Origin of the sequence: Streptomyces roseifaciens, assembly GCF_001445655.1 — a bacterium.
In the GTDB taxonomy this organism is placed as follows: Bacteria; Actinomycetota; Actinomycetes; order Streptomycetales; family Streptomycetaceae; genus Streptomyces; species Streptomyces aureoversilis.
Genome location: NZ_LNBE01000003.1, coordinates 2,488,165 through 2,514,044 on the forward strand (window position 1 = coordinate 2,488,165; position 25,880 = coordinate 2,514,044).

28 protein-coding genes and 3 pseudogenes are annotated in these 25,880 nt (G+C 68.1%); 16 read left to right on the forward strand and 15 right to left on the reverse strand.

Translation table 11 applies throughout. From position 1 onward, the window contains the following. Positions 1–228: 228 nt before the first annotated feature. The gene (locus tag AS857_RS16505) at positions 229–657 is read left to right on the forward strand and encodes an Imm63 family immunity protein (protein WP_160330258.1); all 429 of its coding nucleotides are present in this window, start codon (positions 229–231) and stop codon (positions 655–657) included. Between the two features lie 326 nt (positions 658–983). Next, the gene (locus tag AS857_RS16510) at positions 984–1,844 is read left to right on the forward strand and encodes a hypothetical protein (RefSeq protein ID WP_058043834.1); all 861 of its coding nucleotides are present in this window, start codon (positions 984–986) and stop codon (positions 1,842–1,844) included. A gap of 295 nt (positions 1,845–2,139) precedes the next feature. Here AS857_RS16510 and AS857_RS16515 read toward each other — a convergent pair whose 3' ends face one another. The 4 genes from AS857_RS16515 to ku all read right to left on the reverse strand — a co-directional run bounded on the left by AS857_RS16515 (position 2,140) and on the right by ku (position 4,568). Continuing rightward, positions 2,140–2,529 carry a DUF3592 domain-containing protein gene (locus tag AS857_RS16515; protein WP_144440854.1) on the reverse strand — a complete coding sequence of 130 codons (390 nt, stop codon included), beginning with the start codon at positions 2,527–2,529 and terminating at the stop codon, positions 2,140–2,142. A 129-nt stretch (positions 2,530–2,658) separates the two neighbouring features. Beyond that, positions 2,659–3,243 (reverse strand): hypothetical protein, encoded by a 585-nt coding sequence (locus tag AS857_RS16520; RefSeq protein ID WP_058043836.1) that lies wholly within the window; start codon positions 3,241–3,243, stop codon positions 2,659–2,661. An 18-nt stretch (positions 3,244–3,261) separates the two neighbouring features. Then, complete coding sequence (locus AS857_RS16525) at positions 3,262–3,636, reverse strand: hypothetical protein (protein ID WP_058043837.1); 375 nt, start codon at positions 3,634–3,636, stop codon at positions 3,262–3,264. 38 nt (positions 3,637–3,674) lie between these two features. Further along, positions 3,675–4,568, reverse strand: a complete 894-nt coding sequence (gene ku / locus AS857_RS16530; RefSeq protein ID WP_058043838.1) for a non-homologous end joining protein Ku — start codon at positions 4,566–4,568, stop codon at positions 3,675–3,677. A gap of 620 nt (positions 4,569–5,188) precedes the next feature. Between ku and AS857_RS16535 the strand changes: the two genes are divergently transcribed. Continuing rightward, complete coding sequence (locus AS857_RS16535) at positions 5,189–5,929, forward strand: hypothetical protein (protein ID WP_144440855.1); 741 nt, start codon at positions 5,189–5,191, stop codon at positions 5,927–5,929. Positions 5,930–5,974: 45 nt separating this feature from the next. On the opposite strand, the gene AS857_RS16540 is transcribed toward AS857_RS16535, so the two are convergent. The 3 genes from AS857_RS16540 to AS857_RS39600 form a co-directional block, all read right to left on the reverse strand. Further along, the gene (locus AS857_RS16540; RefSeq protein ID WP_058043840.1) at positions 5,975–6,964 is read right to left on the reverse strand and encodes an ATP-dependent DNA ligase; all 990 of its coding nucleotides are present in this window, start codon (positions 6,962–6,964) and stop codon (positions 5,975–5,977) included. A gap of 71 nt (positions 6,965–7,035) precedes the next feature. Then, the gene (locus AS857_RS16545) at positions 7,036–7,335 is read right to left on the reverse strand and encodes a hypothetical protein (RefSeq protein ID WP_144440856.1); all 300 of its coding nucleotides are present in this window, start codon (positions 7,333–7,335) and stop codon (positions 7,036–7,038) included. A gap of 254 nt (positions 7,336–7,589) precedes the next feature. Then, complete coding sequence (locus AS857_RS39600; protein WP_144440857.1) at positions 7,590–8,663, reverse strand: hypothetical protein; 1,074 nt, start codon at positions 8,661–8,663, stop codon at positions 7,590–7,592. 155 nt (positions 8,664–8,818) lie between these two features. Between AS857_RS39600 and AS857_RS16555 the strand changes: the two genes are divergently transcribed. After that, entirely contained in the window at positions 8,819–9,124 is a 306-nt protein-coding gene (locus tag AS857_RS16555; protein WP_058043843.1) for a hypothetical protein, read from the forward strand. A 171-nt stretch (positions 9,125–9,295) separates the two neighbouring features. Here the strand turns inward: AS857_RS16555 and AS857_RS16560 are convergent, their stop codons facing one another. Beyond that, positions 9,296–9,577 carry a hypothetical protein gene (locus AS857_RS16560; RefSeq protein WP_420823937.1) on the reverse strand — a complete coding sequence of 94 codons (282 nt, stop codon included), beginning with the start codon at positions 9,575–9,577 and terminating at the stop codon, positions 9,296–9,298. Between AS857_RS16560 and AS857_RS16565 the strand changes: the two genes are divergently transcribed. The 5 genes and pseudogenes from AS857_RS16565 to AS857_RS41460 all read left to right on the forward strand — a co-directional run. Then, complete coding sequence (locus tag AS857_RS16565; RefSeq protein WP_245699950.1) at positions 9,576–10,517, forward strand: site-specific integrase; 942 nt, start codon at positions 9,576–9,578, stop codon at positions 10,515–10,517. The genes AS857_RS16560 and AS857_RS16565 overlap by 2 nt on opposite strands. Continuing rightward, on the forward strand, positions 10,514–10,993 hold the full coding sequence (locus AS857_RS16570) for a hypothetical protein (protein WP_058043845.1): 480 nt from the start codon (positions 10,514–10,516) through the stop codon (positions 10,991–10,993). The genes AS857_RS16565 and AS857_RS16570 overlap by 4 nt, the downstream gene beginning before the upstream one ends. Beyond that, on the forward strand, positions 10,990–11,520 hold the full coding sequence (locus AS857_RS16575) for a hypothetical protein (RefSeq protein WP_058043846.1): 531 nt from the start codon (positions 10,990–10,992) through the stop codon (positions 11,518–11,520). Before AS857_RS16570 ends, AS857_RS16575 begins: the two co-directional genes overlap by 4 nt. 22 nt (positions 11,521–11,542) lie before the next feature. Then, complete coding sequence (locus tag AS857_RS16580; protein WP_058043847.1) at positions 11,543–12,028, forward strand: hypothetical protein; 486 nt, start codon at positions 11,543–11,545, stop codon at positions 12,026–12,028. 135 nt (positions 12,029–12,163) lie between these two features. Further along, positions 12,164–12,425: pseudogene (locus AS857_RS41460) on the forward strand (Tn3 family transposase); the annotation flags it as partial. Between the two features lie 95 nt (positions 12,426–12,520). On the opposite strand, the gene AS857_RS16590 reads toward AS857_RS41460, so the two are convergent. Further along, positions 12,521–13,123: a TetR/AcrR family transcriptional regulator gene (locus AS857_RS16590; protein ID WP_058044195.1), complete on the reverse strand. Its 603-nt coding sequence runs from the start codon at positions 13,121–13,123 to the stop codon at positions 12,521–12,523. Positions 13,124–13,276: 153 nt separating this feature from the next. Between AS857_RS16590 and AS857_RS16595 the strand changes: the two genes are divergently transcribed. From AS857_RS16595 to AS857_RS16615, 5 genes are all read left to right on the forward strand, one after another. Beyond that, complete coding sequence (locus AS857_RS16595; protein ID WP_160330259.1) at positions 13,277–14,122, forward strand: 4Fe-4S domain-containing protein; 846 nt, start codon at positions 13,277–13,279, stop codon at positions 14,120–14,122. Between the two features lie 220 nt (positions 14,123–14,342). Further along, positions 14,343–14,954 carry a recombinase family protein gene (locus AS857_RS16600; RefSeq protein ID WP_107105594.1) on the forward strand — a complete coding sequence of 204 codons (612 nt, stop codon included), beginning with the start codon at positions 14,343–14,345 and terminating at the stop codon, positions 14,952–14,954. A 176-nt stretch (positions 14,955–15,130) separates the two neighbouring features. After that, positions 15,131–15,700 carry an MmyB family transcriptional regulator gene (locus AS857_RS16605; RefSeq protein ID WP_058043851.1) on the forward strand — a complete coding sequence of 190 codons (570 nt, stop codon included), beginning with the start codon at positions 15,131–15,133 and terminating at the stop codon, positions 15,698–15,700. 157 nt (positions 15,701–15,857) lie between these two features. Next, a complete protein-coding gene (locus tag AS857_RS16610) occupies positions 15,858–16,388 on the forward strand; it encodes a PaaI family thioesterase (protein ID WP_058043852.1) in 531 nt (176 codons plus the stop codon). Continuing rightward, complete coding sequence (locus tag AS857_RS16615) at positions 16,385–16,927, forward strand: oxygenase MpaB family protein (protein WP_160330260.1); 543 nt, start codon at positions 16,385–16,387, stop codon at positions 16,925–16,927. Before AS857_RS16610 ends, AS857_RS16615 begins: the two co-directional genes overlap by 4 nt. Positions 16,928–17,198: 271 nt before the next feature. On the opposite strand, the gene AS857_RS16620 is transcribed toward AS857_RS16615, so the two are convergent. The 3 genes from AS857_RS16620 to AS857_RS16630 all read right to left on the reverse strand — a co-directional run bounded on the left by AS857_RS16620 (position 17,199) and on the right by AS857_RS16630 (position 21,542). Next, positions 17,199–20,066: a peroxidase family protein gene (locus AS857_RS16620; RefSeq protein ID WP_058043854.1), complete on the reverse strand. Its 2,868-nt coding sequence runs from the start codon at positions 20,064–20,066 to the stop codon at positions 17,199–17,201. A 424-nt stretch (positions 20,067–20,490) separates the two neighbouring features. Beyond that, positions 20,491–21,015 carry a hypothetical protein gene (locus AS857_RS16625; protein WP_058043855.1) on the reverse strand — a complete coding sequence of 175 codons (525 nt, stop codon included), beginning with the start codon at positions 21,013–21,015 and terminating at the stop codon, positions 20,491–20,493. 140 nt (positions 21,016–21,155) lie between these two features. Continuing rightward, a complete protein-coding gene (locus AS857_RS16630; protein ID WP_058043856.1) occupies positions 21,156–21,542 on the reverse strand; it encodes a hypothetical protein in 387 nt (128 codons plus the stop codon). A 149-nt stretch (positions 21,543–21,691) separates the two neighbouring features. On the opposite strand from AS857_RS16630, the pseudogene AS857_RS41465 reads away from it, so the two are divergent. Then, positions 21,692–21,880: pseudogene (locus AS857_RS41465) on the forward strand (NAD(P)H-dependent glycerol-3-phosphate dehydrogenase); the annotation flags it as partial. Positions 21,881–22,451: 571 nt separating this feature from the next. Beyond that, positions 22,452–23,405, forward strand: coding sequence for an ATP-grasp domain-containing protein (locus tag AS857_RS16635; protein WP_245699955.1), 954 nt, complete (start codon positions 22,452–22,454; stop codon positions 23,403–23,405). A 3-nt stretch (positions 23,406–23,408) separates the two neighbouring features. On the opposite strand, the pseudogene AS857_RS41470 reads toward AS857_RS16635, so the two are convergent. The 3 genes and pseudogenes from AS857_RS41470 to AS857_RS16645 all read right to left on the reverse strand — a co-directional run. Then, positions 23,409–23,663: pseudogene (locus AS857_RS41470) on the reverse strand (IS5/IS1182 family transposase); the annotation flags it as partial. Between the two features lie 92 nt (positions 23,664–23,755). Further along, entirely contained in the window at positions 23,756–24,796 is a 1,041-nt protein-coding gene (locus tag AS857_RS16640) for a hypothetical protein (protein WP_245699957.1), read from the reverse strand. Between the two features lie 797 nt (positions 24,797–25,593). Beyond that, the coding region (locus AS857_RS16645) for a hypothetical protein (RefSeq protein ID WP_216823981.1) at positions 25,594–25,880 on the reverse strand (287 nt) is incomplete at its 5' end.

Genomic DNA, 25,880 nt, shown 5'->3' on the forward strand with positions numbered 1-25,880 from the left:
CAGGGGGTGGAGTAGAGATCAGGACCGCTTGCTCCTCCGCTGCCCGCGTGTCCTCCAGTTGCCGCACCGCCGAGCCCAACCCGACACCACGCGTGGCGGTCTGCAGGCGGCTCGGACGTCTCCGCCGTTTGTAGCGACTCCCAGGCGCGAAGGTAGCCAGGGTCAGCGCATGCAATAATCGTCTGCATGACGATAAGGGTTAGGGATGTCGTAGCCGCTGTCGAGGGCATGGCCGCCAAGCTGGACGGGTGGAAGGCGCGCGACATGATCGCCTTCAGCTCGCATGATGGTCAGCCATACGTCGTCGTGGATGACGGTGTGTTCCACTGGGCCGTGAGGGAGCGTGGTCTGCTGAGCGAGCATCGCACCACGGAAAGCCTTGAGGAGCTCCTGCACTGGGTTGCCCTCGACACTGCCCGGGGCGCGGCCTTCGGCTGGGAGCTGCAGATGCGGCAGCACTTCCCTCACCAGGATCTGGGCATCGGCCGTCTGGCCAAGCAGCTCGAAGTGCTGGACCGGCTCAACCCCCAGTGGGCCGCGGAATTCCGGGCCGGCATCGCCGAGAATCAGCCGGACGTGCGCTTGGAGGACGTGGACGCCTACCCCCTGAACTCTCTCGCCGAACAGACGGTATGGGTCGAACAGGGCCGAGGCTGACACGCGAGCCGTGCTCCGGCTGGAGCCCACGTTCACGTCGGCATGAACCGGACCAGCTTGCGTGACTGCCTCTCAAGACGGCCGCCCCCGCCTGCGTAGACGAATCTGGAATGGCCGAGACCTGCCCATCTGCGCGGGTGTCCTCGGCGTCGCCGATTGAATGCCGGCCCACCTCGATGCCCGCTCTGCCGGCCGGTGCCAGCACCACGACAACAAACCCCGGAAAGGCTGTGGACAAGACTATGACTGACCCTGCGGGCTTCCGCTTTCCAGTCAGGGGCGAGGTCGCCGTCTTCCGCGGTGAGCTCTATCGGGCCCGTGGAGCTGTGGGTCTGTGGCCACACGTCGAGCTGCTACCCGAGCCAGGCCGTCCCGCACCCGAAGAACTCGCGCCGCGCGAGGCCGCCGACGGGACGGTGGGATACCCGGTCGCGCCGGAGCGCCTGGAAGCCTGGGACGTCGTGACGTGGACGTTCCGCTGGCACGGCGAGCTCTTCAAGTGCACCGCCGCCAAACCCACCACGCTCTCGGGCGACTACCTCGGCTCCGACGAACACTTCGCCAAGAAACACCTCAAGCGCCTGGCCATCGCCTACTACGGCGTCTTCCCGCGCAACGAGGTCACCGAGCTGGAGCTGCACCGTGAGGATCTGATCCAGCCACTGCACGCCCTGGTGCAGCGCCTGGACGAGTTTGACCACTTTCGCCCCAAGGTCTACGCGGTCCACCACGGCCGGACGTATCCGGCCAGCGCCAAGGCCGACGCGTCGGGCCTCATCGCCCTTACCACCGGGGATGACCGGCCTGAGGAGCTCGTCGCCGATCCCCGGGACCCGAGCGGCGAGCACCTCCTGGCCGCCCAGGAGCAGCTGGACGCCTGGTACCGGACCCACTGGACCTTCCGAGTGTACGGCGAACCCTTCGACGTGGTCGGGACGGTGGACGGCAGGATCAAGGGCCTCTACACAGGCGGCAGCTGGGGCTTCGTCGGACACAGCGGCATCCTGTCCGAGGAGAGGGGCCCCGACGGGGTGCGCCAGTACACCGTCAAGTCGGGCATCGACGGTGTCACCGACCTCGAACAGCACCGCACCGACCTACTGGCCAGTGAGGGGGGCGTCGCTTCCGCCGGCGCCGAACTCCTCGAGCACGGCGGACCAGCCGGAGGCCGGCGCGGCCCTCAATGAAGGCCCCTGCTCGAGGTCCTGGATGCGGCCGCACAGCACGCTTGACCGGCGGGCCGCCGAAGCCACGGGTGCGCCAAGGCCCGCCTCACGGTGCCGCGCGGCACCCCGGGCTGCCCGGTGCTGTGCGCCTCAGCCAGAGGCGGCAACTGCTCCCACCACGGCGTCCGCCTCGGAGACAGCGGACCGGCAGTGGCTCACCGAGGTCGTCACGGGGAAAAGTGGCCACGTTTCGCAGAACGCCGGGCGGAGCACGAGAAGGTCTTCCTCGAACAGCGCAGGTTCGAGGAAGAATTCCTCAGGAGCCAAACACTGCCGCAGCGCTCGCAAGGCAGATGAAGCCGCCGATCAGCACACCGAAGGCCGGGAAAAGGACGGGGGCCAGGTCCTCCCGGCTCGCGATCGTGGCCGTGCGCTCGGGGTTGGCAGGGTCGTAGTGGACGACCGTGCGGTAGCCGCGCTCGATACCCTGCGAGACATCCTCGGAGAACCGGATGCGCCGGCCGTCGGCGGCGTCGAACTCGAACACGTGGTGATAGGTGACGTCATCCCGGCCCGAAGACATCCGCACCTCCACACACTCCGCCTCGGTCTTGAGCCCGCGCAGCAGCACCTTGAGGATCGTCACCAGCCGGTGCAAGAAGTAGCCCGGCAGCAGTCCCATTGCCACCCACAGGACGATCGACAAGATTGCCCCTCAATGCGAAAGCACCGGACCGGCATGGAATCCTGGGCCCATGACCAGGTCACCACGCAACCCAGACGGCCGGTAGTGATCAAGAGAGTACGCGACACACACGTCCGCAATCCGACTTCGTCAGCTAGCTAGGAAGCACTCCTCGTGGTGGATGAGGATCCCCTCGCCACGGTTCCTCAGGCGCCGGATCATCCAGCGGTCCGTACCGTCGCCCCGTACCGGAGGCCACGTCTGCGGCTGGGCGCCCGCGGTGCAGGCCTCTTCGTCCTGGGCGCCGGGCGGCGGCTGCGGGGCAGTGCGCCGCGGTGGTGCCGGAGCGGGGTTCCCGGCGGCGGGAACCGGCGCGGAAGAGGGCGAGGGCGGGGGTGGCTGGCGGCCGGTCCGGGCTCGGGCGACGGCGAGCTGGTGCCGGCGGCGGGGGACACCCTCGTAGGAGACGCCAGGGAGGCGCGAGACCCGAGCGGCGGCCACGTCGAAGGCGATCTCGCAGGGTTCGGTCACGTCGCGGCCGCTGCCCAGCTGCACGTGCGACCACACCGACAGAGTCACGGTGCACAGCCACTCGCCCGCGGCGGTCTGCGCCCATCCGTCCAGCTGGCAGATGACCGTCTGGCCGTCAGGCAGGAAGACCCGGACCGGCGGTCTGGGCGGCTGCTCGGGGATCTCCTCGCTCGCCACCGCGGCGAGGGGCTCTTCACTGGTCATGGGCGGATCGTGGCGTGGTCACGCTGACGGCGAGGCGTCCTCGTCCGTGGCCTGCTCGTGGACGTGCTTGAGCGCCATGCGGGCCTTCACGACCTCGCCGCGGTCGACCGTGTCCCAGAACGGATGGGTGCTCACGGCCGTGACGAGCTCCCTGGCTCGCGCGCGCAGGGCTGTGACGGCCTCTTGCTGCTCGGGGGTCCAGCCGGGACTGTCGGGGCGCTCGCTGGTGTAGCCCCGGCCGCGGTCGCGGTCCGGGTCACTGGTCCAGCCAGGCATGGGCTCGACGGACCAGGGCGTCTCAGCGAGCTGGGCGCGCAGGCGGGCGTACACCGCGCGCAGCTCCTCCTGGGCGGCCAGGAGGTCGTCGGGGTAGGGGTAGGGAGAGTCAGGCATCACGCCACCATCGCACTGCTGTGCGATTTTGGGGAGGGTCAGCCGGTCTTCTTCCGCCCGCCCGCCGACCGCTTCCCCGCGCCCCGCCCTGCCGCGGTGGCCTTCTTCGCCGCCGTCTTCTTGACCGGGGCCTTCTTCTTCCCCGCGGGGCTGGCGGCGGCCTCCTTCTCGTCGGCGGCCGCGCGGTCGATGGAGGCCTGGAGCGCTGCCATCAGGTCCACCACGTTCGACGGCGCCGCCGCGGTCTCCGCCGGCACCTGCGGCGGACGGCTCTTGGCCTTCGCTGTCACCAGCTCGCGCAGAGCCACCTGGTACGAGTCCTGCAGCGCATCGAGGTCGAAATCGGCGGAGAGACGTTCCTGCAGGCTGGCAGCCATAGCGATCTCCTGCGGCCGAACCTTCACCGACGCCGGCGGCGCCAGACCCTCAGGGCTGCGCACCTCATCCGGCCAGTACATGGTGTGCAGCGCCAGCACGTCGCCGTGCACCCGCAGCAGCGCCAAGGACTCCCGCGACCGGATGGCAACCTTCGTGACCGCCACCCGGTCCGTCTGCTTCAAAGTCTCGCGCAGCAGCACGTAGGGCTTGGTCGCCGCGGCCCCACTGGGAGCCAGCAGATAGGGCCGGTCGAGCTGCAGCGGATCGATCTGGTCGGCGTCCACGAACGCCAGGACATCGATGAGACGCTTCGAGGGCACCGGGAGCTGCTCCAGATCGGCGTCGGTGACGACCGCCTGCTTGCCGTCCCGCTCGACGCCGCGCGCGATGTTCTCCCACGGGACCGTCTCGCCGCAGGCCTCACAGGTGCGTACCTGCCGTATCCGCCCGCCGTCCTCATCGTGGACCTGGTGCAGCCGCAGGTCGTGCTCCTCGACCGCGGTCACCAGCTCCACAGGCACGCTGACCAGGCCAAACCCGATGGCACCTTCCACATGGCTCGCGGCATACGACCAGTCTGCAAGTACCCCGGGAGAACCCGCACCCGGACCATCAGGCCCTCCGCCGGCCGTTACGGCTACGGGCCGCCTCGGTCCTGGGCGCCTTCCCACGCCAGGGCCTCGGGTCCCATTCGCCCGGTCGGGGCAGTGGTAGGCCCGCGCTCGGTCCTGTGCCGTACATGTCGGGGAAGCCGCCGGGGGCTGGGGCCCCGGCGGCTTCCGCCTGGGGCTGCCGGGTGTCCGGCTGTGGTGGTACGTCCAGGTCAGCCATGACCGTGCCCGTGAGGGGCAGGTGACGTCGAAAGGAGCGCGGGGCCGGATGGAAGGCACTTCTGCGCGCTCCCGCGCTCTCCTCCACGAAAGCGGTGGGGGCAGCATCGCGGTGGGGAGACCCGGCTTCGCCCTCGCCATGGAGCCAGCCGGGGCAATTCGGGACAAGCTTGGCTGGTCGGAATAGTATCCAGGCTGCGGCGGCGCGCGTCCGCTAGCCTCTGCGAGGACCACCGCCCACGCCGGTCCCTGCGGACAAGACTGTCGACGACTCATCGCGTACTCGTTGTGCCCGTCCGCTCTTGTGGCGACCTCGTGCGTGGGACCTGGTTGCCGCCTGTGGAGTGAGACCGATTTCCGCCCTGAACCGCCAGCACCGCCAGGCCCGCACCCGTGCGATCCGCGAAGAGATGCGCCGTACAGGCGCCCGCTACACCCAGGCCGCCAGAATCGTCGACGCCGCGACCAGCAGCAAGCGGACCACAGTCCACAGCTCCATGCCACTCGCTCCCTTCCTGCCTTACGGCGGACTCCTTGAGCCCCACCAGCCCACGCTTGAGGAAACGGTGGCTGTGAACGTGGCCAGCAGCGCGGTGGTCCTGGTGCGGCGCGAGGCCCGTGAGATGTACTCCGCCCGGGCGCAGGTGGCGGTGCAGGCCGTTTTCGAAGAGTGGCCGGGGCTGCCGGAGGGGTGGGTGCAGCTGGAGATGGCTGTCCTGGTCACGGCGCGCCGGCCGTGGCATATCGAGGGAGAGCACGATCATGTCCAGCAGGACATGGCGGATGCGTCGCTGAGGGTCCTGGCGCTGACGTGGCCAGGTCTTGTCCACGAGCCCGCGTGGAGGCCCACCTATCTGCCCCTCGACACCACTGGCCAGCTGCTTCCTTTCGCCGATCATGTCCGGTCGTTCCTTGAGTACGACGTCCCGAGGGCTGCGGCTGTCGCCGAGACCGGACCTGATCCCGATCTTGTTCTGGGGGCGGCCGACTACCCGAACGTGTGGCCGCCAAAGTCGGTCAAGTGGATGGAGGAGTGGGAGGAATACCGCCGCAAGGTGGAGGCCGCCAAGGTCGGTGCTGCCTAGGGACGGGCGGCACCCAGCAAACGGGCACGGCGGCATGCGCGGCCTTCAGCCGGTGCTCAGCGGCTCGATGTCGGCGGGGGTGAGGTCACTGCGCATGCGCAGGTACCGCACGGGGTGCCGGTGCCGGCCGCCTTCTTCTGCTGTGTCGGCGCGGTATTCGGCGATAGTGTCCGGCTGAACGGTGTCGTACCGGAGGTCCTCCCTGCTGCCCCACCCGGCACTGATCCGAACCCCCGCCCACGGATGCTCAGGCCCGCCCGGGACCAGTACCGCCCCCAGCTCGCGGCGAGCGGGGGCGGAGAGCGGCGTCGTGCGGCCGACGAAGCGCAAACGTCCGGCCGTGTCGTACCGGCCCAGGAGCAGGCTGTGCAGCGAGCGTACGGGGCCTGTCACGCCCGCGATGATCCCGTCCTCGGTCGTTCGCGCCCGCAGCTTCAGCCATCCGCCGCCGCGCTGACCAGGGCGGTACCGGGAGGCTGCATCCTTGATCATGATGCCCTCGATGCTGGCTGCTCCCCAGGCGGGTGAGAGCCAGGTCCGGGCGGTCTCGATGTCAGCGGTCTGCGGACACAACGCCCACGGGGCGGACAGCCGATGGGTGGCGAAGAGGTCCTCAAGGGCCGCCCTGCGCTCGTGCAGGGGCTGGTCGAGGAGCACAGTGCCGGAGAGTTCGAGCAGATCGAAGACGATCAGGTGGGCCGGTTGCTGCCGGGCGGCGCGCACGGCGGTCGGCCCCCGCTGGCGGGCCCGGTGCTGCAGAGCCGTGAAGTCGAGCCTGCCTTCATTCCACACCACCAGTTCGGAGTCCATGACCGCCTCGACGCCGAGAGCGGACGCGGCCCAGGCGATCTCCGGGAACGCCGACCCCAGATCAGCGCCGCGCCGCGACTGAATGAACGGCACCGGCCGGGCGAACACCACGGCGCGGAAGCCGTCGGCCTTCTGCTCATAGAGGGCCTGCCCGGCAGCTGTGGCGCGAGGCAGCTCCTCAACGGGCCGGGCCAGCATCGGCTGGATCGGAGGCGACAGCTCCACCCTCCACTCCTACGCGATCCGCGCTGCCATCACCCGCAGCGACAGCCCCGACGAGGGCGACGCCGAGAAGTTCACCCGCTCGGCGAGACCGACGGCCAGCCGCCGCACCGCCGGCAGGAGGTCAGCACCACCACACCCCGCTGCTCGGCATCCTCCAGCCGGCCGGCAACCACAGCGGCCGGGACCTCGAGGACTTCCCACTCTCCGCTGCTGATCACGGCCTTGCCGTCCTGCGGCACCACCGGACACGCCAGCGTATGGACACTGATCCTGACCTCGAGCGCGGTCGTGCTGCGCCTGAGCCGGGCGAGGAGATACCGCTTGGCGGGGTCGGCGGCGCTCGCCGGAACGACGGAGATCATCTCGGGCATTCCCGCACCATAACGGCCACCCGATGGACGATGTGGCCCGCTGCTCGCCCGGAAGCGTCGCCCCGCACTGCAGGGGCAGCTCCGGTGTGAGGAGAGGGCCGGCGGGATCAACTGATCGCCGGGGCCTTGGCGCGGGCGGCCTCGACATCGGTCCAGCAGAGGATGCAGAGCGCTTTCGCTCCCGGTCCGTTCCCTGTCAAGTCAATCTGTTCAGTTCTGGAGTGGCCGCCCGGGGACCATTGAGGCTCGAAGAATCACACTGGGGTTGGCGGACGCCGCCACCATCGAGGCTCGATCACAGCTCGCAGCCTCCTGGCGTCTGCGTAGCGACGCCTTTCCTTCAAGCGAGTGATTACCTCCAGTAGCCAGCCCTCGTCGTGGGAAAGACCGATGAAGTAGAGCAATACGTCGGCGTCATCCCGCAGCCCTGCTGCTCTGAGACGGCTAAGGAACTCCGACACTCTCGGCGCCGAGCGTCCTCGAAGGACGGCGGAGAGAATTTCCCCGATGAACGGCGATCCCCCGTCGGAGTGAAGTGTCTCGATCAGGCTCACAACCTCTGGGACGGGGCGATGCTGGACGCCGAGGTGGATCAATCCCACCGCCTCTTCGGGATGGTGGTGCTCGGCTTCCTTCACCAGAGCCGCCATGCGCGTGATCGAGGTGTCCTTCAGGACGAGACGGAGGAGGCGCCCGCCGATTTCGAGTCCTGCGTCCTCGCTCAGCGTGAGGACGGCCTGTGCGGAGCGTGCCGAAGCCGCTGTAAGTAGTTGATCTAGTTCCACTGTCCGGCCAGCGGTTCGAAGCATTTTGGCCAGGGCTGCTGCATGTTTCGGCGGCAGCTCTCTGCCAAGGGTCTCAGGTCCGACCGTCCGCATCAGATCCTCGAGCCGGGTCGTCTTCGAGGGCTCCGCAGGTGCGGCCGAAGGGGCAGTGCCTTCCGCAGGGCCTTGGCGGGCCGCCAGGATCTCTTGGGCCACCGTGCCGCAGTAGTTGTGACTTTGCGGATCGGCGAGGGCTTGCTTCATCCCGAGCCATTCGCTGTGCCATCTGCCCTCCTCGCAGAACTCGCTCGGCAGCGGGTTCCCTGCAGCGGCTGCGTAGTCGCGGAATGCCCTGACTAGTGCCAGGACCTGCTCGGCCTTTGGCGCGGTCGTTCCGTTCAGCTTGTCGTTGATGGTGGATCTGGGCATCGCCCAGCGCGGCCCTTGCTGTTTGGTTAGACGCACCAGCTGGTCGAGGGATGGCTGGCCGGCAAGTGCTCTCAGCTCGCGAAGTGCCGATGCCACGATCTGGATCGGACCATTCGGGTCGTCTGCCGTTCGCATGCGGTGTCCCTTGCGTCGGCTGCAGCCTCTGATGGATCAAGCCTAGGAGCGGTGATGTCCGGGTTCATCCGGAATGCTCGCCGAATGGCTGTTCGGGCTGGTGGTCTGAAAGAGACCACCCGCTGTTGGGGTGACTGACCCTGAGGGGACCAGCCGTGATCCGCACCTTCCTCCCGTTCGCAGCCACCGCTGGGCTCACCACTAGCGCGGTGGTGTCTCACAACACTCTTGCTGTGACGCTGGCCGTTGGTCTGCTCGGCGGCGGCGTCGTGCTTGGCGTCGTCGTCTTGCTGCTTCTGGCGGTGGCCTCCGTCTGGTCCAGCCAGCCGGAGCGTCGCAAGAACGCGTTCAAGGTCCTCGACCGCTTCCTGTCGTTCGTCCGCGAGGTCATCCGCCCCCAGCCGCCCCAGGCCACCGGGCAGACCAGACGGCGTCGGAGGGTCACTCCCGGCGATCAATAACGCGGCGGATGTGCATCAACGAGCCTGGGCCCCGGTGACCACCGGGGCCCAGGCATGCGTGTGGGGGCCTGGATGGCCGAGGGCGGGGGTGGGTCCAGCCGACGGCCTGCCGGCCCGCAAGATCGAGGCTGCTGTCCCTGGGGCGGCAGGACCCGCCTGGTCATGTCGATCTCAGCTGGTGGTGGGCGGGCGGAACGCGATGACGTTGTCGTGGGTCGGGACGGGTTCTGTGGGCATGCTCCTTCCCTGGGTGAGAACAGCGCTGGCGAGGGTCAGGCGGGTCACCAGCTGGCGGAGCTCTTCGATCTCGGTCTTTTGATTCGAGATGGTCTTCTTGAGCTTGGCGACGGTCGCCCGCAGCTGCTTCTCCGTCTCCGGGACCTGGCGGGTCTCGTTGCGGACGCGCTCGTAGAACTCGTTCTTCAGGTCCGCGTGCCGCTTCATGATGGCCATGCGGTGGACGCCGGCTTCGGAATGGACCGCCGAGACAGTCCAGGCCCGCGCCGATCTCGCCGAGCGCCGGATCCTGCACGGCTATGCGGTCTGGCACCACATGCGCCGGCTCCGGAGACGCCTCGGCGAAGACCACACGACTCGGCTCCAGGATCTGAACGTTCGCTGCCACGTCACCGCAGCCGACAGCTTCCTGACCTGGCTCAACCGCGAAGGACTCACGCTGGAGACGTGCACCCAGCCGGACCTGGAACGATGGATGGCCGATGCCACGGTCAGCTACCGCGACGAGACCGGCCACTTCGTGCGCTGGTCGGTACAGAATCGGCATGCCCGCGGACTCACCTACGGCACCGTCCGCTGGAAAGGCCCGCAGGGCGTCATCGACAGCGAGAAACGCTGGGCCGACGCCCGACGCCTCCTCAACGACGACACGCTGGCGGCCCCGGACCGCGTCGCCGGACTGCTGCTGGTCCTCTATGCACAGAAGATCTCCACCATCAGCCAGCTCACCGTCGACGACGTCCACATTGACGGGGGCACCGTCACGATCACATTCGGCAGCTCGCCGGTCGTCCTCCCCTCGCCGCTCGCCAGCCTGGTCCGCGAGCTCGCCGCGACCCGCCGCGGCAAGGCCAAGATCGGCACTCCAGACGATTGCCCCTGGCTGTTCCCGGGCGGGCAGCCAGGACGCCCCCTCACCGACGGCCAGATCGGCAAGCGCCTCCACAACATCGGGATTCGGCCCAAACAAGATCGGTCCACTGCGCTCTTCACCCTCGCAACCGAGCTTCCCGCCGCGATCCTCGCCCGGATGCTCGGCGTCCACATCAAGGTCGCCGTCCAGTGGCAGAAGGCATCCGCCGGGGACTGGGCCGCCTACGCCGCCGATGTCAGCAGCCGGAACAGCCAGTCCGACCCGATCAGGAATGGATCATGAACGCCGATCAGCAGCACCTCTGGACTCTCCTGCGTGAACTCGATGAATCTGATGACGCCGAGTTCCCCCGAGACTACGACCACGCCACGGCACGGGCACGGTTCAACCGGCTTGTTGCCGACATCGACGAGCAATTCGCCTGCACCAGCACCGTCGAGCGCGATGTGCAGGAGGCCAGCTACCACGGACGGATCACCATTCCCGTCGCCGCGACGGCCAGCGCCGACTTCATCACGATCATCGTCAGCAACTTCGGGGACCTTGCCGTCATCACACTTGGCAACCCCATGAGCTACGACAAGGAGGAGACCGGCTACCTACTCGACCTCAACGACCACAGACGCATCAATGGCGTTCTCAGCGGACTCGGCTACATCACCATCCCCGAACACCTGGCATGGGCCAACTACGACGGCGTGATGAACCTCCGCTCCCACGCAACGAGCTGGTTCGATCGCTTCTTCTTCTGGACGTGACCACGCCCTTGACCGAGGTATTCCGACACTTCCAATACCCGACTCCACCATTAGCGATCTATCCCGAGGACGTCATCAACCACCACCGGTCCTTCATCGCCCGCCGCCGGGCGCTGCGACCCGGGGTGGAGTACCGCGAGCCCACCGCACAGGAGTGGCAGGACTTCCTCGCCCACTTCGAGCTGCGGAAGGTCGCCCTCGGCGTCTGCGCACGCGACTTCGGCACCCCCTGCGTCCATGAACATGCCTGCATCCGCTGCCCTGTCCTGCGGCCCGATCCCGAGCAGATGCCCCGCCTGGAGGAGATCCACGCGAACCTGCTCGACCGGCTCCAGGAGGCCAAGGAACAGGGATGGCTCGGCGAGGTCGCCGCGATCGAGGCCAGCCTCGCTGCCGCCGAGCAGAAGCTCGCCGCCATGCGCGACCTCGCGGTCTGGCACACCACCGTCCACCTGGGCATGCCCGATCTCCGTGGCGTCGTCGCGCGCATCGACTCCGAGCAGCGAAGCGAGGATGCGAAGGGGTAGTCCTGAGCACTACAACGAGGGGATGACCGTCTTCCTCTGTTCCAAGTGCGGCACCGCGATCACGCCGGAGCTGGCCGAGCTTGCCGCCGTCCCTGAGGTCTCCGACGACGAGCGTGACCGGGACAAGGAGACACGCCGGGCGCCTTCCACCGTTCCGCAGGGCCACTACGCGATCGATCCCGAGCCCTGGGGACCTCCCTACGTCATGCAGGACGATCAGGAGGACCCGAAGCCAGCTCAGTCGCGCGGACCTGTGGTCTGCCGTGAAGAAGGCTTCGTCATCTCGGCCGGCAGCCGACACACAGTGCTGGTGCACCCTGATGACGCCGCCAGCCTTCAGCCACTGCCCAACTGGGAGAACAGCAGTGGGTGCTGCGGACCGACAGGCGACGAGGGACTCAACCGGGCCTGCCCCTGCGGCGCTCCGGTCGCGACCCTCGTGGCCGACTGTTTCGGGCCCTTCGAACTGCACCTCGACCCCGTCCGGACCTACGCGTTCTCCCAGTAAGACCGCGAAGCGCGTGCGGACGACATGCACGACACGCCCGACGGAACCCGTCCACTCAACTTCTTCACGACTACTTTCCGTGGTGAACGACGGCTCACAGGCGGACCTGCCGCCGAGCTGGGCTAGTTCGGATAAGACCAGCTCGCCGCCCTCGGCCTGGTCCTCAACGCCGTGGTCCTGTGGAACACGCTACCTGGACGCCGTCGTCGCCCAGCTCCGCACAGAGGGCCACGACATCAAGGACGAGGACCTCGCCCGCCTCTCCCCGCTCAAGGACCGGCACATCAACTTCCTGGGCCGCTACCTGTTCAACATCACAGCCAGCGGCCCCGGCCAGGGCCTGCGTCCCCTCCGGGACCCGGATGCCTTCGAGGACGACGCGGACGACGAAGGCTGACGAGGACTGCACCTGGACTCGCCGCCGGATCGCTCTCGGCCTCTTCGGACGTGGGGCGCCATCATTCTGACCTGTTGGACGGCTGAGTTCGCGGCTCATGCCTGATGGTGTTCCGGATTCGACGTATGGATACCGTTTTCGAGCGTGCGGATGACAGCGGAGACGATGCCGTGCCTCGGCAGCCCACAGGCCTCGGCGTCCTGGTACCCGGTGTACACCAGCGACCAGAGCACACGTTGGATCCAGGCGGGAGTGACGTCCGGGTCGAAGGCGCCTTCGGCTTGCCCGCGCTTGATGAGAGTGAGCACCGGGTCATCGAGAGGCTCCGGTGTCTTTGCTGCGCCGCGGCCTTCCAGAACGCGTGGATCGCCGAAGAGGAATACCAGCCGGTCGCCGACCGCCACCATCGCCGTGACCAGCCTGCGCATCGCCTCGATGGGGGAGCCCTGGTCGATGGCCGCGCCGGCCACCGACTCATCGATCGCCGCGATGGAGTCCTCGATGGCTGCGCTGATGAGCCCGGTGCGGTCGGAGAAGTAGCGGTGCAGTGTCGTGCGGCCGACGCCGGCGGCGTCTGCGATATCCGCCAGCGTGGCGTGATAGTCACGGCCGAGCACGGAGGCGGCCGCGCTGAGGATGGCGTGGCGTGTACGACTGCGCGTTCGTGCTCCTGCGGCCTCGGGGCCAGGCTCCTTCATGCTGGTCACTGTACTACCGGACCCCAATAGGTTACATCGCTGATCGTTAATGGAACATCAATGTTCCATTAGGTGATACGTTTGTCCCCCTGGTGACCTTTGCTCAGAGGAGGAACGGCGATGGCCCGCGGAGACCGGCGTCACCCTGAGAACGTGGCCGGAGACTGGTTCGTCGACGACCGCTGTATCGGCTGCGGAGGTTCGGTCTCGCTCGCGCCCACGCTGTTCGGGCTGGCAACCGACGGCGAGCATTTCGTCATGACCCGCCAGCCGGCCACCGAAGACGAGATCCTGCAGGCACAGCTCGCCGCCGAGGTGTGCCCGTCACGGTCGATCGGCACCGAATCCGGCGTGACGTGGCGGCGACACCACCCCTTGGAGATCACACCCGGCACCTGGCGGACGGGCTCGAACTCGCCCAAAACCGCAGGCGGCAACGCATTCCTCGTGCAGCGCACCGAGGGCAACCTCCTCGTCGACGCGCCGCGCTTCACCCCGTCGCTCTGCGCCTGGATGGAATCGCTCGGTGGAATCACGGCGATCTTGCTGACGCACCGCGACGACGTCGGCGACGCCGAGCGCTATGCCGATGCATTCGGCTCTGAAGTGGTCATCCATGCCGCCGACGCTGACGCCGCCCCATTCGCAGGCCGGATCCTGAGAAGTGCCGAGACCTGCGAGGTTGCCGCCGGCGTGCTGGCGATCCCCACCCCCGGGCACACCGAGGGACACGTTATGTACCTGAATGACGACGGAACCCTGTTCACCGGCGACTCACTCGGCTGGGACCCCTATCGTCATGACCTCAGCGCAGAACCGTCCGTGTGCTGGTACTCCTGGCCCGCTCAGGTCGGCTCACTCCAGCGGCTCGACGGCTTCAATTTCGCACGGGTCGTTCCCACCCACGGCACGATGAGCCCGACGCTCGAACCGGGCGACATGCGCCGGCGGCTGCAGGCGCTGGTCGCCCGCCTGCAGCGCGACCTGGCGGACGAGTAGCACGCTCCACTCGCACGGGTTCGCGGCGCTGACGCGAACCCGTGCGAGTGGAGCGTGAGGTGGGGGCGGTCGGACGGTTCCCGTGCTGCCAGGCGCTGCCAGAGTCGGCAGTTGGCAGGCACGCGGCACCGCTGAAGCCATCCCGGGGGCCACCACGCCGATCGATACGGCCCCACGCGCGTGACGATCTTCAAGAAACCTTCGTTTTCTGAAGATCGCTCTGGGAGGCCACCCGGTTCCGCAGAGCCTTGCCTCGACCAGCGGGCAGAAGCTGCAGCGGCAGCTCGACGCGCTCGCCGCCGCCGGGTGTCGGAAGATCTTCGCGGACAAGAAGTCCGGCAAGAACGCACTCCGCCCCGAACTGAAGGCGTGCCACGCCTTCCTCGACCCCGGCGACACCCTCGTCGTCCCGAGTCTGGACCGCTACGGCCGCAGCCTCCAGGACCTCATCAACATGGTCGCCGAACTGCGCGAGCGTGGGATCGGCTTCACCTCGCTGCACGAGAACCTGGACACCACCACCCCCGGCGGCCGGCTCGTCTTCCACGTCTTCGCCGCGCTGGCCCAGTTCATCCGCGAGCTCATCGTCATCGGCACAAACGAGGGCCTGGCCGCCGCCCGCGAGCGCGGCCGGGTCGGCGGGCGCCCGAGCGTCGCCACCGAGGAAGTCATCCGCGCCGCACGCGATCTGCTGCCTGCCCCCGGCCGCTCGATCACCTCGATCGCCAAGCTGCTGGGCGTCTCCCCAGGCACCCTCTACAACCACATCCCGGACCTGCGCGAGCTGCGCGCTGGCGCCGTGCCCCGTCAGCTCGAAGCGCCGACGAGGTAGGCCAATTCCAACATGATCAATCTCAGCGGCACTTTCTGTACCGCAACTACTCACACCGGCCTCCCTCGCCCGGGCCCTGCGCCTGTCCACTGACGAACGCGACCACCTGTACGCGGTCGCCCGGCTACCAGCCCCCGCAGGACCCGGCCACCGACGGCTACGCCGACCCCGGCCTGATGCACGTCCTGGACGCACTCAAGGACACACCGGCCCAGATCGTCGACGACTTCGGAACCGTCGTCATACAAATCCCCATGGCCATGGCCCTTCTCGGTCCTCTGGCCGGCCTTCCCGGCTGTGAGGGCAACGGCGCCTGGGCCTGGTTCACCCGGCCCGAGGTGCGTGGCATCTACCTCGAGGAGGATCACGAGGTGCTCGGCCGCGTCATTGTCGCCGACCTGCGCGCGGCGGTCTACCGGCACGGCCACCACGCTGCCGGGCAGGCCCTCGTCGACGAGCTCCTCAAGAGGAGCCCGGAGTTCGCGGCCATGTGGGAGCTGGGTGAAGTCGCGCTCGTGCGCTCCACGCGCAAGACGCTCCTCCACCCGCGGGCCGGCCGTCTCGATCTCCAGTGCGACGTCGTCCTCAGCCCCAACACCGGCAACCGCCTCTTCCTCCATCGCCCCCAGCCCGGCACCGACGCCGCCGAACGCCTCGCCTTCCTCCACGTCGTGGGTAACGAGACCTTCACCGCTGACGGCGCGCGGAGTCCGTACGGCCCACCGGAAGGACCCCTCGTGTCCTAAGCCCCGCACGCCCGTACCGACACCACGACCGGCACGATCGAGCGGACGCGCACCTACAGCCGCGACCCCGGCCTTGCCCTCGACACCGCCCAAGGCCTGTCGGGCCTGGAATTCCTGCGCACGGTCGGGCGCCAAGGCCGGTCCGCCCCGCCCCCCCATGAACACCACCGTCGGCATCGCTCTGCTCACCGTCGAGCCCGGTGAGGTCACGCTCGCGTTCCAGCCGCAGGCGTGGCACTACAACATCATCGGCATCGTCCACGGCGGCATGATCTGCACCATCGCGGACACCGCGATGGCCATGGCCATGGCCGTGCTCTCCCGCCTGCCGTCCGGGCTGTTCCCGACGACTACCGACAACCAGACCCGCTTCTACCGGCCCGTCACCACCGACACGGGGATCGTCCGGTGCCTCGGAACCGTCCAGTACCTCGGCCGCCGCACCGCCGCCGCCCGGGCCGAAGTCCGCGACGCACAGGGACGCCTGACGGCCCAGGCCACCACCACCTGCCTCATCGGTGCCCCGCCGCCCCGGGCACCGATGACTGACCACACTTCCCGTTCCATCCCGCAGCCCGCGCAGGAGGACCCGCGCCGCAGCCCCTCCCCGACCAGCCGCACCACACCGCCGACTCCGACACCCCCACTGACTCTGCCGCCATTGTGCGCGCCATGGCACGCCGGATGACACCCCGGATAGGCACCGCGGTCTACCGCCACCTGATCTACACCCTCGGCCTGATGCGTATCGTCGGCGCGGTCGAAGGCGCCGCCGCCGTCGACCGCGCGGGCACCGGAAAGATCCACCGCCGGGGCGACGCACGCGCCCACGACACCAACGACCACTTCCGGCTGTGGATCCAGCACGGCGCATCCAGCCCCGAGACGGCCGCCTCTGCCGCCCGCATCCAGCGCATGCACGACCACTACGCTCGCACGTACCCCTTCTCCAACGAAACCTACATCCACGGCATCGCGCTGTTCACCCTCCTGTCCGACGAGATCCTCGGCATCGCCGGAATCCACCCCTTCACCGAGCAGGAGAAGGCCGCCCAGGTCCAGCACTGGCGCACCATCGGCGCCCACATGAACGTCCAGGGCCTGCCCGCCACCTGGGCCGGCATGCAACAGGGGATGCGCGCTTACGAGGAATCACCTGACTGGTACCGGCTCACACCCGAAGGCCACCGCTGCGCCGAGGCACTCATCGAGCGTGCAAACACGTAGCCCGATCACCTTTGGTGAAAGCTGTCACGCTTCGCGCCCGCAGAGGTCCCGGACTGGTGAGCCGAAAAGACAACGATCGTGCGCTCGTCCTCGCCGAGCTGCCGGTCACGAAGCCCCGGGACGGACCCGCCCGGCCGCTCCGACGAAGGAGTGGCCGGCGGTGACCAGGTCCAGGAACTCCCCGGCCGCCGCAGCAGACCCGTGACCGCCGTACGTCTGCACCTACATCCACGAGACCGGGGGGCGAAGCCACGTGGTGGCCCGGCCTTCCTCAGAGGCTGCCGGGCTCGGAGTTGTTCCGGGCGGGTTCGACCGGGCGCCACGGTGCGAACGCGTTGGCCGAGCGGGGCAGGAAGCTCGCAAGCTCGGGACAGTGCCGCAGCAGGACGCTCGTCATGCCGTTGCGTTCGATCCAGTCCATGCCGAGCGGCGTGTACACCTCGGGACGGAAGTCGACGGTGAGGAAGCGGTCGCTCTGCAACCGCCTGCTGGCCATCACGATGAAGATGCGGAAGGCCGTGTCGCTGAAACCGAATCCCTTGGGCGGATTCTCGGCGAAGAGGCCGACCATCGTGTCGATGTCGTCGACGGTGCGGTACACGTCCTTGAGCCGGGCGAGGGTCTCCGGCTCGGTGGTCAGCTCCTCGAAGCGCTTGATGCGCGGCTTGTGCAGGCCGCTGCGGAAGTCGTTGTAGCGGGGAACGCCACGGCGCCGGCTGCGGACCAGATCGACCACGGACAGGTCGATCACCTCGCCGTCCCGTTCGAAGGCCTGCAGGGCGCGGGGGAAGTTGTGCAGGGTGATCGCCCCGGGATGGGCGATTCCGAGTGAGTACAGAGCGTTCGCCAGCCCGGTCTTGCGCATGAGGGGCTCCGTGGCGGCACCCTGCACGGCATTGAAGTCCAAGGTGTCGATCCGGTGACCGAACCTGTGGTCGACGATCTCGAAGTCGTCCGGAATCAGCGGGTGCATCCGGTAGACGGCGACGAAGTCCTCGGTGAGGGAGTACGGCGCGGCATGGTGGTCCGGCAGAGTCTTGGGGATGCCGGTGAGCGAGTGCGCCTCGAACAGCCAGAGACCCAGCTGGGTGAGCCAGTTCTTCGGGGGTCCCTGCCAGTTGGTCCTCAAGGAGATGTCGATCGTCTCCGTCGCCAGGATCGCGGGGGTCCACTCAACGGTGTGGATCTTGGCGATGAGAGCGGAGACGATGAGGCGCGCCGTGTGGTAGACCCGCTTCTGGTCCAGGTGAGGGTATTCCCGTCGCAGCGCTTCACAGACGACGTTGTGTTCACGCGCGAAGACGGTGTGCATGGCACTGAGGCCGAGCCACCAGCTCTCCCTGAACCCGGTCAGCGGGATGCCGTCGGGGCCGATCGGCAGGTGCCCGTCCTCCAGGCGCAGTGCCGCACCACCGTCCGGCTCGCGCAGCGACATCGCGACCTGCTGGTCGCCGCCGTAGACCTCCGAACCGTCCCACCAGTGGGACGCGACATTGCCGAAGAGGGCGGGCGGCGCGAGGCTGCCGGGCGGCTGCAGGCCCTTGTTATCGGCGAAGCGCATGACGTTCTCGGGCGGTCCGCCGGGGGAGTTGCGCCAGGTCATGCCGGGCGGGAGCGGTACTTTCACGCTCTGCGTGCCGGTCGGGTAGCGCTGGTGCTCGACCCAGTCGTGCACCTGGAACTGGATCCACGCGGCGGCGAGGATGTTCAGCGACCGGGCCGGGATGAAGGCGTCACGGTGGAGCAGCCGCTTGCTCACGGTGACGGGGTTGGGGCTGTCGAACAGGTCGGGTCGGTAGACCGGCGCGAGGTTGCGGCCGAACGTGGCGCCGATGGCGCCCATCTTCGGAGCGGACAGGTCGTTGTACGAACCGTCGTAGCTGCGCTCCACCCGTAGCTGTTCCTCGACGGGTGGAGGCACCTGTTGCGTCTGCGGCGGTGCCTGGTGGATCTCCGTGTCGATCAGGTTCTCGCGGCGCAGGGTCTGGCGCAGGGCCACGAGGTTGAGCAGGCCCAGCCGTGTCGGCAGCCGGTGCCAGGGGACGAACCGGTTGAGGGCGCGGAACCCCGCACGCAGCGGGACGCCGAGTACGGCGTTGCGGCGGGGTTCCTCAGTTACGAAGCGATGCCCCAGGCGCAGGGCGCTGCTGGCCTCATAGGCGGCTTTGCGCGCTCGGTTGAGGTTGCCCAGGGGGCGGAAGTCCTCCGTCGTGTTCCACGGGTTGAAGGCGAGCTGTTCGACCCGGGAGGCGGCGGCACGTGCCGGGGCGGCGTCCAGGTCCTGGCGCGGGACGACCAGTGTCGCCACGGGGATCACCGGCGTGTCGGCCTCTCTCCACTCGGCTGCGCCGTCCTCGATGGGCGTGCGCCCGCTGTCCACGTAACGCTGCACGCACAGCTCGAGGACGACGTCCGCCGTGCGCAGGCGCTGGGCGAGCTCGTGGCGCAGGTGGTCGGGGTCGGTGCGGGACGGGGGAGGGGCCGAGGGTGCATCCGGGGCGGGGCGGAGCTGATAACGCACGGGCCCTGCGTCGCCCCAGAGGACGGCACCACGGCTCCAGTACGTCGCGAGCGCGAGACTGCGCACGGTGCCCCGGCTTCCGGCGCGTACGTTGCGGCGCATGCGCCTGGCCGTGGGCCGGCCCACGGCCAGGGGTAGCTTGACGAACAGCGAGAAGGCCTTGCGGGGCGTCGAGTCGGCACCGGCCATGGCCTTCGCGAACGCGACGAATTCATGTGCGTTGCGGGCGTGGGAGACCGGGAAACTCGTCATGAGGAGGTCGTGGGCCTCGTCCGGACCGGTCCGGATCCGCAGCGCCGCCCCTCGCAGGTCGGGGACGTGATCGGGTTGCCGGGCGCCGCTCGCGTTGGACAGGCGGACGGTGACGGGGTACTCGGCTCCGGGCAGTGCGAAGCCGGTCCGAAGGTCGTCGGGGAGGTCGTCGCGGATCGTCAGCCGGGCGTTCTCGACACCTAGGGCGGCCTTCGCGTGGAAGGCTCGCGCGATGTCAGCGGCTCCGCTGCGCTTCTTGACCTTGATCTGCACCCGCATCAGGTCGCGGACGAGCCGGTCGACGAGAACTCGCTCGGCCTCGGGGGATCCACCCGCGTAGCGTTCGTACTGCCCGGCCTCGTGCATCGTTGCTTCTTTCCGAACGTGACGTCCTCTCGTGGCGCGGGGGAGAGGGACGGGCACGATCACGGCGCGGCTGCTCTGCCTGCGGAAGTGTGCGCTCTTGGGTTATCCGATCTACCTGTTCCATCTGAGGTGATTTTGCATCCCTGTGACGGGCAGTGCCGAGCGCTGTGCGGCAGACGGGTGCCCACGGCCCACGTCGACCACCGCAGGCGGACTCGCTGACCGCGCTCCCGTTGCGCTGGGCCGCTGCTTGCAGCCGGGTCACCACGGGCGCGGATCTTCGCATGCAACCTCGATGAGTGAACTGTGAGCCCGTCCACCCACACGTCGTGTCCTCCCCGTGGTGTCCTCCCCGTCGTCCCTCCCCGCTTCACCGGCGGGTTCGCAGGCTCCTTCTCCGTCGCCAAGCAGTCGGCCAGCAGTGTCAACGATCTGATTCGTGACCTTTTCCGGCTTGCCGGAAGCGGTCGAGTTCCGGGAAGGCAAGGACGTCGGCCTTCGGGAATCCCGGAACCGCGATCTCCACCGCCGGGATGGTCAGCTCGCCGCCCTCCTCCTCGGGTTCGTCGAGACGCGCGTAGCTCACCTCGCCCTTCGGCGTTGCGACCTGCCAGATCCAGGGCAGGTGCACGTCTCCGGGGAAGAGGAGGGGAGTGTCCATGGCGCGGGCGAGGAGCATGGCCAGGTCCCGCTCCGCCGGCCGGTAGGACCGCTCTGCCGCAAGACCAACGTCGAAGGCCCAGTCCAGATCCCCCCTGCGCCGTTGATAGCCGCAGAGCACGGGGGCGTCCCACCGGCAGTCGTACGTGCCGGTCACGTCGTCGCCGTCATACAGCTCGACGTCATGGGCCGGCAAATCGAAGACCTCCGCCAGGGCCATGCGCATCCGGGTGCGCGTGCTGTGACCCGGCGCCAGGAAAATGTAGAAGGCCGGCGGTCCTTCGCTCACTTCTGTACTCCCTTCCGCGATTCCTCCATCAACGGTCCCAGCTACCGGCTCAAGAACCGACTCGCAGCCATCGAACGAGACCGGGACGACGCGGCCTGAGCGAATGCGTCGGCGTCCGCGACGGCAGCCCCAGGAGGTCGCTATCCGAAGAAGAGAGCAACATTCTTGCTGACACAGATACGCAGCACGGCCACCAGCCGCTGAGCGTCCTCGACGTGCCGTTCTATGCCCGCATCGTGAGGCTCTTCCTCCGACCATTGTTCGAGGATGGCCTCCAGCTGGGGCAGGACAGCAACGCAGTCCTCAGCCGACAGGTCCTCGCTGTGATCATCCGGGTGGTTGAGAAGCGGTTCCAGGTCGGTCGAGACGTCTGTCCATGGCCGGTTCCCGCCGAAGCCCACCATCTCATCGAGGCCAAACCCCTCCGCGAGAGCCAGCCGGCGACGAAACCGAGCAAAGCCCTCATACGAGAAGCAGGCATCCAGCCCATCGACGTCTTCATCGCCAGGAAACAGACACAGCCCCATGGCACCCCCTCTTCAATGTCCATGGTCCGTACCCAAGGAGTCAGCAGCAACCAGATATCCCAACGTCACATCGGGCTGACCCAAGCCCCTGACACTGGTGCAGATATTTTCGTACTCCGTGGCGTACTCAAAGAAGTACGCCGACAACCGGCATGGGCCTGGGCCGCACCGCTGCCGCCGCCATGCTCATCACCCGCGGCCTGGCCGAGACCGCCCGCCTGGCCACCGTCCTGGGCGCCCACCCAGTCACCCGCGCCAGGCTGGCCGGCCTCGGGAACCTGGTGGCCACCTATTCCTCCCCGCTCTCCCGGAACCGCACTTTGTCACCGAACATCGGGGTGAATCCCTCTCATCCACGAGTCCAAGCAATACCCGGGCCTGTGGGCATGTCAGACAACGCTGATCACCCTCGGTCGGTCAGCGCAGAGAGACGACAGTCCATCTGTCACTCTGGCGTATGGCCGCGGGCTACCCGGCCTGAGTGGTCTCGCGCGAAGCCTTGCGCTCTCAAGAGCGTGTTTTGAGGCTCACCGTTGAATCGTCCAATAGTTCAGCATGCGGCCATAGGGCTGAAGTGCTGTGATTGAAGAAAGGGGTCGACCCGGCCAAGGATTCTACGAAGGTGACTCTGATGGCGTCGTTCAAGCTTGGAGAACCCATAGGTGAAGGTAGCAGGAGCTTGACGGGAATTGCGTCTGCGACAGCTCCTCCAGTCGTCCTCCGTGCACAGCCCGACTCCTACGTCCGCCTGGAGACTCCGGAAGAGCTGCGAGCATGGGAAGAGGCTGTTCGCGCCACTACTGGCCTCAAGATAGATGCCAGCGCCATGGCGGGCTCGGCTTCCGAGTCGTGCTCGTGCGGCTGCTCTGACGACTGCTGCGTCGACTGTCAGTAGCAATGATCCTCGCCGTGTCCGTCGAGGACGATTTCCACACCCTTGCCATTGGACGTGCCGCTGCCCGCCGCGGGTATGGCAACTTCCACATAGTGGAGTGCGATCAGATCAGCGGACGGCGTAGCTTGGCGTGGAGCTCGCACGGAGACGTGCCCAGTACCGTGCTGACGTCCGACGGATTCCCCATCCCGATAGAGGGCGTGTCGGTGCTTTGGTGGCGGAGGATGAGAGCGAATCAGCAAGCCTCTGCCAACACGGTGAACGACCATGAGCGGCGCCTGGTCAACAACGACTGTCGAGGCGCCCTGGGCGGCATCCTTGCGGCGTCCTTTCGAGGACAGTGGATATCCTCCCCGGAGGCGACAGACCGCGCTGCGGACAAGCTGTATCAGCTCGCCGTGGCGCGGGACGTGGGGTTCCGCGTACCTCGCACACTCGTCTCGCAATCACGTGAGGACGTGGTCGTGTTCGCTCGGGAGGTCGGCCGAATGATTGTCAAGCCGGTGGTCGGTGCGAGTGGCCCGCTGATGTTCACTCAGTACATCGATGATCCGGCGTCCATTCCCGAGGAATCCTTCTGGGCTTGCCCTGCCGTGTACCAGGAGTACATCCCAGGCAGGCGGCATGTGAGGCTCAACTGCTTCGGTGAACGAATGTACGCAGCCCTGATCGAGACCGACAGTCTCGACTGGCGCCCTGACCTGAACATCCCCATTTCGAAGTGGGTCATCCCGCAGGAGATAGCCCAGCAGGTCACGGCAGTACTCCGGCGGCTCGGACTGCGCATGGGCATTATTGACATCAAACTGACGCCGAGCGGCGAACCCGTATGGCTCGAAGTGAACCCTCAAGGGCAGTTCCTCTTCTTGCAGCCGATCCTGGGGGAACCGCTTGCCGATCATTTCTTTGACTTCCTGCTCTCATGCGCGGAAGGCGATTTTGCCAGCGATTGTCTCCCGCGTACATGACCGCTGACCTGGCGTGATGGCCAGAGACAGCGGGCGGCAACGGCCGTCCGCGCTCAGGTGGAGCTTGGTGGTGCCATCCGCCGCATGCTGGTGTGCCCGCACGATGGTGGAGTCGACCGAGATGTCCCAGCCGATCTCACCCGCCGCATCCGCCGCAGTCTGGACCTGCCGGGGCAGGCGCTCCCACGTCCCATCGGCTGACCACAGCCGGTGCCGTTCGTGGACGGTCTTCCACGGCCCGGAACAAGCGGGGCGGTCATGCGCCGAGCCCGTGCCGGCTTGCGTCCTTGATCGCCGGAACAAGTCCTAGGGCTGGGAGTAGGACGAGCGCCGAAGCGGCCCCGTACCGCTCAGTCCTCCCAGTCCTCGTCGTCGCCGCCGCGCATGGTGCGCCATCCCTCGAGGTTTTCCAGCGCCTCCCGCGCCAACTGGGCGTACTGCACCGGGCACTCCCACAGCTCGCGGGCCGAGAGCTCGGCGGGCACGGGGGTGTCGGGGTGGTCGTCCGGCGCGTACAGGTGGACCACCGCGCGGTACCGGGACTGGGTGGTGGAATCGGCGGTGGACCAGGGGTGCTGCGGATGCTCGCAGGAGACGTCCAGGTCGATGGTGGCGAGCGCGGCGGCCAGGTCGCGGACGTACGAGGGCGGCAGACCCTCGTACGTCTGGGCGATGCCCATCCACAGGCACAGGAACAGGCCGATCCGCTCCTCGTCCCGCACCTGCCCGGCGAGCCAACGGCGGGCGGACCACAGGGCGACCGGCCCCGTGTTGTCCTCCCAGCTACGACTGATCGCCTCCTGCATGGCGACGAGGTCGAGGCGGCCGTCGTCCCGGACGAACTGCGCGTTCAGATGGGAGACGTCGATGCTGCCGAAGAGCTCCTGGTGCGCGTTGTGCAAGCGCTCCAGGGCCTCATCGGCGAGGTCTGCGAGGAACCCCTCGCAGTCGAACACCGCCAGCTCCTCCTTGCCGAGACCGTAGTCCTCGGAGAATACGGCCCGCCCGGCCTCGGTCAGCATGCTCACGCCGGCCTCGACCTGGTACTCCGAGTCCAGCTGCGCGGGGTGGGCGCCGGCCGGGCAGGTGCAGGAGGCCCGGTCCAACTGCGCACGGAACCCGTCCAGGGCCCGTATGTACGACGCGAACACGGACTTGCTGAAGATGCGTGCGGAGACGTACCAGCAGGTGGCATGCAGGAGGATCGTGTACCCGGTCCGCTCCCGGCGGCCCTCCGGGGTGGCGTCGCGGCCGAGCGCCTCCGCCGCGTCGTCAGCGAGGACGGCGAGGGTCGATTCGGGATCCGCATAGGGGTAGTCGCTGACGATCCCGGACAGGTCGGAGATCAGTTCGCGGTGGTCGGCAGGCAGCGTGGGCGTCACTTCAGTCACATCCGTAACCGACGATTGTGCAGGTCGGACGGTTCCCGGTCGCATGTGGCCGATGGTCCGGTCGGCCCCGTCCTGAGTCCGGAGGGCGGGGAAGCGGGAGCGTCGGCCTGTCGACGGATACCTCGTGCCGTGCGTGGCTCTCTGCGGCCTCGTGTGCGGGCGGCACCACTCCCTGAAGCTGGACGCCGACCGCCCCCTGGGCCGCCGGTGAGCTGCACAGTGCGGGACGCTTTGGAGCCCGCGGCGGTAGCGGGTCGGACGGTGTAGATTCCCGCTGACGCGTCCGGAGGCGTGCGGGGTGGGGGCCAGTCCCGTATAGGTCACGAGCCGGAGCCGGTCTGCGCTGCCGCGGCGGGTGTGCCGGTTCTCGTGTGCCCCCGGCATCCTGGCGGGCCAGGAACACAAGGCGGCGTCGGCTACGGCCAGGACGTCGGCATCAGTCTTCTTCGACGGCATCGGCCCTTCTTCGACGGCATGGGATCGGCAGTCACCGTCACTGCCATGCCGCCACATCAGACCACCACAGCTCAACGGCGTGCTGATCTGGGCAGGACGGCCGCCGGCTTCGAAGCCGACGGCCATCCGCTGCTCGGGCCCGGGCGGCCGAGGCCCTAGCCCTGCGTGCGGCTCGTGCGCACACGGACCACAGGTCGTCGCCTTCCTGCGATGCCTCGGGCCCCCGGGACGCTGTCACCCGGTCGCCGGTGGCGCCGTCGGTGGCGCGGCCGATGGCGTGGTCGGGGGATGGCGGGCAGGCGCACGTGGCCCGGCTCGTGGCTCCGCTCGGGAGCATGCGATCAGCGGCGGAGTTGGATCCGGTAGACGCGTCGCAGGTCGGGGTGCTCCGCCAGGCTCCAGAGGCGGTCGGCGTCGTAGCTGAGGTCTTCGGGTCCGATGGCGAGTGTTCCGTGGAGTTTCGGGTCGCCGCTACGGCCCTTGTGCAGCCACAGTTGCCCTGCCTTCGGGGCGAGCGCCCCGATTGCTTCGCTGGCTGCGGGGCCTTGCGTGCCGCGGTCGTTGGCGGCGTAATAGGCGTCCTTGCCCACGGCGACCGCCCCTTGGACGTAGGGCTTGGACAGCCAGT

Excerpts from the sequence above, each read along its gene's own strand:
- AS857_RS16610 (WP_058043852.1), top strand. The coding sequence starts at position 15,858 with ATGAACACCACCGTCGGCATCGCTCTGCTCACCGTCGAGCCCGGTGAG.
- AS857_RS16565 (WP_245699950.1), top strand. The coding sequence starts at position 9,576 with ATGCGGTGGACGCCGGCTTCGGAATGGACCGCCGAGACAGTCCAGGCC.
- AS857_RS16620 (WP_058043854.1), bottom strand. The coding sequence starts at position 20,066 with ATGCACGAGGCCGGGCAGTACGAACGCTACGCGGGTGGATCCCCCGAG.
- AS857_RS16520 (WP_058043836.1), bottom strand. The coding sequence starts at position 3,243 with ATGACCAGTGAAGAGCCCCTCGCCGCGGTGGCGAGCGAGGAGATCCCC.
- AS857_RS16545 (WP_144440856.1), bottom strand. The coding sequence starts at position 7,335 with ATGCCCGAGATGATCTCCGTCGTTCCGGCGAGCGCCGCCGACCCCGCC.
- AS857_RS16615 (WP_160330260.1), top strand. The coding sequence starts at position 16,385 with ATGACACCCCGGATAGGCACCGCGGTCTACCGCCACCTGATCTACACC.
- AS857_RS16630 (WP_058043856.1), bottom strand. The coding sequence starts at position 21,542 with ATGGGGCTGTGTCTGTTTCCTGGCGATGAAGACGTCGATGGGCTGGAT.
- AS857_RS16525 (WP_058043837.1), bottom strand. The coding sequence starts at position 3,636 with ATGCCTGACTCTCCCTACCCCTACCCCGACGACCTCCTGGCCGCCCAG.
- AS857_RS16580 (WP_058043847.1), top strand. The coding sequence starts at position 11,543 with ATGACCGTCTTCCTCTGTTCCAAGTGCGGCACCGCGATCACGCCGGAG.
- AS857_RS16505 (WP_160330258.1), top strand. The coding sequence starts at position 229 with ATGGCCGCCAAGCTGGACGGGTGGAAGGCGCGCGACATGATCGCCTTC.
- AS857_RS39600 (WP_144440857.1), bottom strand. The coding sequence starts at position 8,663 with ATGCGAACGGCAGACGACCCGAATGGTCCGATCCAGATCGTGGCATCG.
- AS857_RS16560 (WP_420823937.1), bottom strand. The coding sequence starts at position 9,577 with ATGGCCATCATGAAGCGGCACGCGGACCTGAAGAACGAGTTCTACGAG.
- AS857_RS16570 (WP_058043845.1), top strand. The coding sequence starts at position 10,514 with ATGAACGCCGATCAGCAGCACCTCTGGACTCTCCTGCGTGAACTCGAT.
- AS857_RS16605 (WP_058043851.1), top strand. The coding sequence starts at position 15,131 with ATGCACGTCCTGGACGCACTCAAGGACACACCGGCCCAGATCGTCGAC.
- AS857_RS16590 (WP_058044195.1), bottom strand. The coding sequence starts at position 13,123 with ATGAAGGAGCCTGGCCCCGAGGCCGCAGGAGCACGAACGCGCAGTCGT.